At 71.0% G+C, this 2,141-nt stretch carries 1 protein-coding gene; it reads right to left on the minus strand.

Features of this window, described 5'->3' with window-relative positions:
• Positions 1-28: 28 nt before the first annotated feature.
• Complete coding sequence (locus F3T56_RS45820) at positions 29-1,993, minus strand: N-acetylmuramoyl-L-alanine amidase (RefSeq protein ID WP_149831367.1); 1,965 nt, start codon at positions 1,991-1,993, stop codon at positions 29-31.
• Positions 1,994-2,141: the final 148 nt, after the last annotated feature.

The raw sequence follows: 2,141 nt of genomic DNA on the forward strand, positions 1-2,141 counted from the left end.
CCCTTCCGCTTGCGTCCGTTCGTCGTCCTTACGCGGCCGGCAGCACCCGTACGTCCGCCGCCCGCACGAACGCCACCCGGTGGCCGAACTGGATCTCGTAGTAGCGGTCCTTCCCGACCACGACCTTGTGCGAGGCCGTGTCGAAAGAGACGGCGTAGTAGTACTCGCCCGGCAGCACGTCACCGGCGACGTACTTCTGGCCCTTCAGGAGCTTGTACGGCAGTGGGGACACCGCCTGGGCGGGCACCCCCGCGGGGTACGCCTCCTTCTCCGGGTAGGCCCTGCCGTACACCGGGATCTCCGTCAGCCCGTTCCTGGGCGTCACGACCGGACCGGCCGCGCCGACCGCCGTCGGCCGCGCCTTGGGGTTCTGGAACCAGGCCTTCTGTCCCAGGTACCAGATCGCCGTCCAGTCGCCGCGACGCTCGGCGACCGCGTACTGCTGACCGGTGGACACCCGTGAACCGAGGTCGTTCACACCGATCGTCGAGGTGCTGCCGTCCGGCCGCAGCCCGATGTCCTTGATCAGAGGAGAGGTCACATCGGGCGCGCTGTACAGCCGTACCGCGCTGGAGCCGTGCACCGCGCAGGGCTTACCCGCGCCGGCGCAACCCGTGAACTCGGGCCTGTTGTCGGAGTAGTTGGGCAGGATGGTGACCATGCCGCTGTTCTTGTCCGACGTCGGCCCGAACGGCTTGCCCAGCAGCTCGAAGTAGTGCTGCCAGTCCCAGTACGGGCCCGGGTCGGTGTGCATCCCCGGGATCGTCGACGTCGTCGGGCCCGGCACGGTGTCGTGGCCCAGGATGTGCTGACGGTCGAGCGGAATGCGGTACTTCCCGGCGAGATACCGCACCAGCCGCGCCGACGTCCGGTACATCGCCTCCGTGTACCAGGCGTCCGGCGAGGTGAGGAAGCCCTCGTGCTCCAGGCCGATCGACTTCGCGTTGACGTACCAGTTGCCGGCGTGCCAGCCCACGTCCTTGTTCTTCACATGCTGGGCGATGTGCCCGTCCGTGGAGCGCAGCGAATAGTGCCACGAAACATAGGTCGGGTCCTGGACCAGCTTCAACGTGGTGTCCCATGTGGCCTCGGTGTCGTGGACCACGATGTAGCGGATGGACTGGGACTTCGGCCGGTCGGCCGGGTCGTGGTTGCCGTAGTCGTTGTCGCCGAACTCCTCGTACGGCGCCGGGATCCACTCGCAGGACACCGTCGTCGGGCACTCCGTGGCACCTGCCTTCGGCGCGCGGAGCCCGGTCCGGGACAGTTGCGCGGTGTCGGGGCGCAGCCCGGGCTGCGGGGCGAGCGTCACCCGCTGACCGGCATCCGTGACGCGCTCGGCGCCGGCCCGGATCACCGCGAACACCTCATCCGCGTACGCCGCCGCCGTCGCCCGGTCGTCGGCGCCGGAGAAGCGCGCCACCGCCCCGTACCAGTCCGCCGGATCGGCACTCGGCCGCTCACCCAGCTCCCGCTGCGCGGCCGCGAGCAGCGCGGCACCGCCCGCCACATTGGCCTCGGCGTCGGAGCGCAGCGTCTCTTCCGGGAGCCCGGTCAGTTCTCCGGCCCTCGCCAACGTACGTAGCCGGGGCGGGAGTTCGGAGTTCTCGGGCAGGTCGGCCTCGGGGATCAGCGGAGCCCGGGAGTCGTCGCCGCGGGCGTCCTCCGCGCCCTCGCTGTGGTGCGGGGCCTCGGCCAGAGCCGTCGCCGCATCGGTCAGGTGCATCGGGCCGTAGCCGCCGGTGACACTGGGCGCTGCGCCGTGCGCGTCCCAGCGGGACTGGAGGTAGGAGACGCCCAGCAGGACACTGCGCGGTACGTCGTACTCGGCTGCCGCGGCCGCGAACGCGCCCTGGAGACCGGCCGAGGGGGAGCGGGCTTCGGGCGGGGCCGCGCCCAGAAGGGGGAGCAGCAACACCGTCGATGCGGCCGCCGCTGTGCGGATGCGTCTGGGCCGATGGGTGGGCCTGCGGTCGGTGGGGGATCCTCGCAAGGCGGCCTCCTGGAACGGTAGGGCGTTGGCGGGGCGTACGGGGCCGAGTGTGGGAGCAGTGCTGTCGGTCGGCCGACGACCCGTCAATCATGCCCCGGGAGAGGTGCTTTGCCCGGTCATCACGAAGGTCCGCGGCGCGCCCGTGTCC

Origin of the sequence: Streptomyces tailanensis (genome assembly GCF_008386495.1) — a bacterium.
Taxonomy (GTDB): domain Bacteria; phylum Actinomycetota; class Actinomycetes; order Streptomycetales; family Streptomycetaceae; genus Streptomyces; species Streptomyces tailanensis.